Origin of the sequence: Flavobacterium cryophilum (assembly GCF_048286555.1) — a bacterium.
Taxonomy (GTDB): domain Bacteria; phylum Bacteroidota; class Bacteroidia; order Flavobacteriales; family Flavobacteriaceae; genus Flavobacterium.
The window spans coordinates 65,266-72,282 of record NZ_JBLVPZ010000015.1 but is presented as its reverse complement, the minus strand read 5'-3'; the positions used below and the strand labels follow the sequence as shown (position 1 = coordinate 72,282).

Genomic DNA, 7,017 nt, shown 5'->3' with positions numbered 1-7,017 from the left:
AAACTATAAATCATCGACCGCTCTTGGAAAAAATGCCAATTGCTTTTTTTAATATATCGCGCTCTAACTCGGCATCTTTGAGTCTTTTCTCCAATTCGTGAATTTTTTCTTGTTCAGGACTTAATTTTAAATTCCCTTTTCCAGAAAAACTTCCCTCTCCAAACTCCTCGAACTCTTTGCGCCATTTATACAACTGTGGTGCTGTTACTCCCAGCTCTCTGGCCAGTTCTGATACGTTTGTTCTCTCATAACTCAATTGGACGGCTTTTTCTTTGAAAGCTTTGTCATAAACTTTGCGGACTTGTTTCATAGGTTAAAATTAAGATTATTTCTTAACTTTCTGTGATGGCTAAGTTAGCATCTCCACAATTAATACATTGGACTTGCTAACTTTACCTGCATAAAAAGTTAAGCATAAAAACCTTAATTTTAATTTATGAAACAAGTGCGTAAAATTTATGACCGAGCTTTTAAAGAGAAAGCCGTTCAATTGAGTTATGAGAGAGATAACATCTCCGAACTGGCCAGAGAATTAGGTATAACTGCTCCCCAGTTATATAAGTGGCGAAAAGAGTATGAAGAGTTTGGACAAGGAAGTTTTCCAGGTAACGGCAATTTAAAGCAAACACCAGAACAGGAACGAATTTCTGGGCTTGAAAGAAAATTAAAAGATGCGGAACTAGAGCGTGATATATTAAAAAAAGCAATTGGCATCTTTTCCAAAAACGGTCGGTGATTTATACTTTCATCAGAAACAATGAAAAGATATTTCCGATTGAAAAGATGTGTAAAGTATTGCAAGTTGGTCAAAGAAGTTATTATCAATGGAAAAGCCAGTCTGTTTCGGACAGAAAGCAAAAAGTTGTACTTGTTAAAGAAAAAATAACATCCATTTATTTTGATTCAAAACAAAGATATGGAAGTCCAAGAATGACGGCAGAGTTGGCTTCGTTAGGCAATAAATTATCAAGGATTACAGTTGCTAAATACATGAATCAAATGGGTTTGCGAAGTAAATTAAGCAAAAAATTTAAGGTTACCACAAATTCTAAGCATAAGTATTTAATTGTTCCCAATGTTTTAAATAGGGAATTTTCGATTACAGAACCTTCAAAACCTTGGGTGTCGGACATTACTTATATTCGAGTAAAAGAAGGGTTTTTATATTTAACAACCGTTTTTAGATCTCTATGACAGAAAAATTATAGGTTGGAGTCTAAGTAACGGGATGAGTGTAGAGGAAACTTCTTTGGCAGCATGGAGAATGGCTATTAAAAACCGAAGCATTGAAAAAGGATTGGTGTTTCATTCAGACAGGGGCGTCCAATATGCCAGTAAGAAATTTACCAATGTGATTGATTCCTATAAAATGATTACAAGAAGTATGAGCAGAAAAGGGAATTGTTGGGATAATGCAGTAGCTGAGAGCTTTTTTAAGACATTGAAAACGGAACAGATATATGGAAATAAGATTATATCAAAAGAGCAAATGGAACTCGATATATTTGAATTTATTGAAATCTGGTACAACAGAAAAAGAAGGCATTCTGCTTTAGATTACAAAACAATTGAAGAATTCTGGAAACAGAAAAATAATTTTAAAAATGTTGCCTAACTAATAGTGCGGGTTTTATTTGCATATCCACATACAATGAAAAGCGTCCGCATTATTCAAATTATATGCTGACTTCTGATCAAATGCATTTGCAAAACAAAATTAAAATGAGAACTTATAAAACAAAAAACAGTAGTAAACCTGTGTTTACTACTGTCTAAAAATTGTACTTTTATTTTTTATTAATCTTGTATCGGTTTTTAAGGACTAGACAAAACTAAAATATTATATTCCAAAGCTAGCTCTTGATCCACCCGAAACAAATAAAGCAGCCATTCTTGATTTTTGACCGTTAGAGAACATATACATTCCTCTGTCGTCTGTGTAATCCATATAGTTCATTGTCATTTCTACAGGAGTTCCAGAACAGGTACTATAATGTGGGTAGGCTGGAACACCATAGTTAGCCGTGTTGTGTGTAGGAGTGTCAGAAACTAAATCACTTCCGCAAGTTGCATCTCCCCAAATGTGACGTAAGTTCATCCAGTGACCAACTTCGTGTGTAGCAGTTCTTCCTAAGTTATAAGGGTAGGTAGCACTTCCAGTGGTTCCTACATATTTAGAATCAATAGCAACACCATCCGTTGAAGATGATCCCCCAGGAAACTGAGCATATCCTAAAATTCCACCACCAATTGTACAAATCCAAAGATTTAATTTTGTAGTTGGAGATGTTGGAGCTAAACCACCCGAAGTAGTTTTTTTCATTGCATCTGTTGTTCCCCAAGATGTTGTAGTAGTTGATTTTCTGATTACTTGATCTAAAACAAAAGAAATACCCACATTGGCTTTAACTCCAGAAAATAATGAAGGAACATTATTGTAATCAGAGTTAGCTGCATTAAAATCTTTGTTTAATACATCGATTTGTGATTGAATTTGTGTTAAAGAAATATTTTCAGCAGTAGTTCTGTAAAGAACATTTACAACTACAGGAATTTCAACTTTTCCGTTTACCAAACGAGCTGATAACATTGCTTTTTCTGTAAAGGCTTCAATTTCATTCATTCTTAAGGCTAAAGTTGGATCAGCCTTCATTTGGGCGGCTAGCACCTCTTGAGATGCACAACCACGTTTTGTAATAGCATCCGTTGATGAAGTAATTTCTGTTGTTTCATTTTGACAAGAAAAAAGCATCAATAATGCTACAGTAGATAAAATAATTTTTTTCATAATAAATTTGTTATAAATTAATGGTTTTGGTTAATTATGTCACAATTTTATAACAAATTTTCTTAAAAACAAATTTTATGATCACTTATTTATTAAATAATTTAAAAAAGAGCGTAATTATGCTTTTTGGATAAGAACAGTAAAGACCATTAAAAAAAATTGATGGGGTTAATAGGTTACTTATCGTAATGAAGAAAAATAAAGACGTAGTGCTTATAAATAAAAATAGGCGACTTTTTAGGTCGCCTATTTTATAAATTTATTTAGGAATTATACTCCAAAACTCGCTCTTGCTCCACCTGCAACAAAAATTGCAGCCATTCTTGATTTTTGGCCGTTAGAGAACATATACATACCTCTATCATCTGTATAATCCATGTAGTTCATAGTCATTTCTACTGGAGTTCCAGTACAAGTGCTGTAATGTGGGTACGCTGGAACACCATAGTTAGCAGTATTGTGTGTAGGTGTGTCAGAAACTAAATCACTTCCACAAGTTGCATCACCCCAGATATGACGTAAATTCATCCAGTGACCAACTTCATGAGTAGCTGTTCTTCCTAAGTTATAAGGATAAGCTCCTGATCCAGATAATCCAAAATATTTTGAATCAACTACAACACCATCAGTAGTTGTTGATCCGCCAGGAAATTGCGCATAACCTAAGATTCCGCCACCAATAGTACAAGCCCACATGTTAAGTGTAGTTGTTGGTGAAGTAGGGTCTAAACCGCCTTGTTTTGTTTTTTTCATAGCATCTCTTGTGCCCCATGAAGTTTTAGTAGTAGATTTTCTATTTACTGCTTCTAAAACGAAAGTAATTCCAACATTTGCAGCAACTGGGGAGAATGCATCAGGTGTACTGGTGAAATCTGAATTAGTAGCATTAAAATCTTGGTTTAATACATCAATTTGAGATAGAATTTGAGCATCAGTTATGTTTTCTGCCGCAGTTCTGTACAGTACATTTACCACAACAGGAATTTCGACTTTGCCATTTACTATACGACCGGTTAGCATTGCTTTTTGAGTAAAGGCTTCTATTTCGTTCATTTTTAAAGCTAAAGTAGGGTCAGCTTTCATTTGTGCTACAAGAACGTCTTGAGAGGCACAACCACGTTGAGTTAAAGCATTGGTTTCGGGTGCTGTTTCTGTTGTGTCATTTTGACAAGAAAAAAGCATTAATAATGCGGCAGCAGATAAAAGAATTTTTTTCATAAAAGTTTTGTTATAAATTAATAGATTTGGTTAATTATTTCACAATTCTATAACAATTTTTTCAAAAAAAAAATTTATATTAGAAAAAAAATCCAAAAAATAATCATTTTATTGATTTTACTGCTTTTTATTAATTTTAAGCATTTTTAATTTACACGTACTTTCATACAAAAAATTTAAGGCAAATCCTTTTATAAAATTATAGTTATAACAAAGCCAATTAAGATATATTTATCATAAAATAAATACTTGTCATAAATAGCTATAAAATTAATATTTTTGATTTTGCTGGACATACACTTTAGTACGTAGTTGTTTCTTTTTTAAGTATTTATAGCTGTAATATCTGCTTATTGGAGTGTTTTAATTTTCACCTAAATTCTTGTTTTTTTTAAATTATTTATATCGAACAAATACGAAAATATTTAAATGGAAACGGCCTATTCAAATTTAAATTGAATAGACCGTTTTAAAATGGAACCCTGAAAATGGAACTCTTTAATTATTAAAAATATAATTAAGAATATTGGCACCCATTTTTAGTGCTTTTTCCCGAACTTCAATTGGATCATTGTTGACTTCTGGATCTTCCCAGCCGTCACCTAAATCGCATTCGTACGTGTAAAGCAAGACTAATTTGTTTTCTATAAAAATTCCGAAAGCTTGTGGTCGTTTTCCATCATGCTCATGTATTTTTGGTAATCCGTTTGGAAAAGAATACGGTTTTTGAAAAATGGGATGATTGGCTGGTATTTCAATCAAATCATTATTGGGGAATATTTTTTTTATTTCTTTTCGAATATATTGATCCATTCCGTAGTTGTCATCGATGTGGAGAAACCCTCCAGCGATTAAATAATTTCTGAGATTACTGCTGTCAGCGTCATTAAAAACTACATTTCCATGTCCAGTCATGTGAACAAATGGATATGAAAATAAATCGGGACTGCTAGGTTCAACCGTTGATGGTTTTGATTTTATTCGGGTATTGATATTAGCATTACAATATTTTATCAAGTTAGGTAAAGAAGTAGGATTTGCATACCAATCACCACCACCGCTATATTTAACCAAAGCAATTTCTTGTGAAAATGTTGATATTGAAAACAATAACAGGAGGTAAAATATTTTTCTCATAATTACTTAAATCAGGTCTTATTATTCTTCATTGACAAAAACTACGCTATGACAGGCAACAATTGCGGCGGTTTCAGTTCTTAATCTAGTATTGCCCAATGAAACTGGAATATAACTATTTTCAAGAGCTAAAGCAATTTCTTTTTCAGAAAAATCACCCTCTGGACCTATTAGCAATGTTACATCTACATTAGGTTTCAAAACTGATTTTAATGTTTTTTTATCTGCTTCTTCGCAATGTGCAATTAGTTTTAAACCTGTTCTTTCATGTTTTAAAAATTCTTTTAAGGTCACTGCGTCATTCAATTTCGGTAAATATAATTCATTTGATTGCTTCATGGCTACCAACAAAATTTTATCAAAACGTTCGTTATTAATAACTTTTCGCTCCGAATGATCACAAATGATAGGTGTGATTTCGTGTATCCCTATTTCGGTTGCTTTCTCTAAAAACCATTCGTACCGATCGTTCATTTTAGTTGGTGCTACCGCCAAATGTAAATGAAATTTTGAAGGTGGCTGTTTTTCGAATGAAAGGATTTTAACAGTGCACTTGCTGTCCGAAGCCAATGTGATTTCAGTTTTGAATAATAAACCTAAGCCATTGGTTACGAATAATATATCCGTATCTTTCTTACGTAATACTTTAATAATGTGTTTACTTTCTTCTTTGTCAAAAGAAAAAACTTCAGTGAGTTCCGTAACAGTTGGATTGTAAAATAATTGCATAATTTATAATTGTATTCTTGCTTTAGAAACGACAGAAGACGTTTCAAATTTTTGGGATAAAAATTTTTGATAACCTACAATTCCAATCATTGCAGCATTGTCGGTTGTGTATTCAAATTTAGGAATAAAGGTTTTCCAGCCGTATTTATTCTCTGTTTCTTTCAAGGTATTTCGGATTCCAGAATTTGCAGAAACTCCGCCACCAATTGCTATTTTTTTAATTCCAGTTTCCTTTACTGCCAATTTTAATTTGTCCATTAAAATTTCAATAATCGTATGTTGAATGGAAGCACAAATGTCATTTAGGTTTTCATCCACGAAATTTGGGTTTTCTAATTTTTTCTTTTGAATAAAATATAAAATAGCGGTTTTCAAACCTGAAAAGCTGAAATCTAATCCGGCGACTTTTGGTTTAGTAAATGCAAAGGCTTTTGGATTTCCTAATTGCGCATGTTTGTCAATTAATGGACCGCCGGGATAGGGAAGCCCCAATATTTTTGCGCTTTTGTCAAAAGCTTCTCCAACAGCGTCGTCAGTAGTTTCTCCAATTATAGTCATGTCAAAAAAATTGTCCACTTTTAAAATTTGAGTATGTCCGCCGCTTATGGTCAAGGCCAAAAAGGGGAATGTAGGTTTCTCATATCCTTCTTCGTCAATAAAATGGGCTAATACATGCGCTTGCATATGGTTTACAGCGATCAGAGGAATTTGCAAGGCTAAAGCAATTGATTTTGCAAATGAACTTCCTACCAAAAGTGAACCCATTAGTCCTGGACCTTGTGTAAAGGCAATTGCTGATAGCTGTTCTTTATGTATATTTGCACTACGCAACGCGGCATCGATTACGGGGACTATGTTTTGTTGGTGAGCACGAGAGGCCAGTTCAGGAACCACGCCACCGTACTGATTATGAATATGCTGATTTGCAACAACATTTGACAACACTTTATCGTTTTGTAAAATGGCAGCAGCCGTATCGTCACAGGAACTTTCGATAGCAAGAATAAAAACCTCGGAATTTAGCATAAAAAGGCACAGATTTTGAATTACATTTGACAAGTCGATTGTAAAAATCGTTTTGTAAGAGCCAAAATTAAAGAATTTTTATTTAAAGTGCTCCCGTTTCCAAAGGCAAAATGAAATAT

General features: G+C 33.4%; 7 protein-coding genes and 1 pseudogene. 2 read left to right on the top strand and 6 right to left on the bottom strand.

What is annotated here, in order from left to right:
* Positions 1 to 10: 10 nt before the first annotated feature.
* Positions 11 to 310, bottom strand: coding sequence for a transposase (locus ACNQGJ_RS16395; RefSeq protein ID WP_417971899.1), 300 nt, complete (start codon positions 308 to 310; stop codon positions 11 to 13).
* A 126-nt stretch (positions 311 to 436) separates the two neighbouring features.
* Between ACNQGJ_RS16395 and ACNQGJ_RS16390 the strand changes: the two genes are divergently transcribed.
* The gene (locus ACNQGJ_RS16390; protein ID WP_417971897.1) at positions 437 to 736 is read left to right on the top strand and encodes a transposase; all 300 of its coding nucleotides are present in this window, start codon (positions 437 to 439) and stop codon (positions 734 to 736) included.
* Between the two features lie 47 nt (positions 737 to 783).
* Positions 784 to 1,615 (top strand): annotated as a pseudogene (locus ACNQGJ_RS16840) (IS3 family transposase).
* Positions 1,616 to 1,840: 225 nt separating this feature from the next.
* Here ACNQGJ_RS16840 and ACNQGJ_RS16375 read toward each other — a convergent pair.
* The 5 genes from ACNQGJ_RS16375 to tsaD form a co-directional block, all read right to left on the bottom strand.
* Positions 1,841 to 2,788, bottom strand: coding sequence for a zinc metalloprotease (locus tag ACNQGJ_RS16375; RefSeq protein WP_417971895.1), 948 nt, complete (start codon positions 2,786 to 2,788; stop codon positions 1,841 to 1,843).
* Between the two features lie 270 nt (positions 2,789 to 3,058).
* Entirely contained in the window at positions 3,059 to 4,006 is a 948-nt protein-coding gene (locus ACNQGJ_RS16370; RefSeq protein ID WP_417971893.1) for a zinc metalloprotease, read from the bottom strand.
* Positions 4,007 to 4,504: 498 nt separating this feature from the next.
* Positions 4,505 to 5,143, bottom strand: coding sequence for a DUF4159 domain-containing protein (locus ACNQGJ_RS16365; RefSeq protein ID WP_417971891.1), 639 nt, complete (start codon positions 5,141 to 5,143; stop codon positions 4,505 to 4,507).
* A 21-nt stretch (positions 5,144 to 5,164) separates the two neighbouring features.
* The gene (locus ACNQGJ_RS16360) at positions 5,165 to 5,872 is read right to left on the bottom strand and encodes a 16S rRNA (uracil(1498)-N(3))-methyltransferase (RefSeq protein ID WP_417971889.1); all 708 of its coding nucleotides are present in this window, start codon (positions 5,870 to 5,872) and stop codon (positions 5,165 to 5,167) included.
* A gap of 3 nt (positions 5,873 to 5,875) precedes the next feature.
* On the bottom strand, positions 5,876 to 6,898 hold the full coding sequence (gene tsaD, locus ACNQGJ_RS16355) for a tRNA (adenosine(37)-N6)-threonylcarbamoyltransferase complex transferase subunit TsaD (protein WP_417971887.1): 1,023 nt from the start codon (positions 6,896 to 6,898) through the stop codon (positions 5,876 to 5,878).
* Between the last annotated feature and the right edge of the window lie 119 nt (positions 6,899 to 7,017).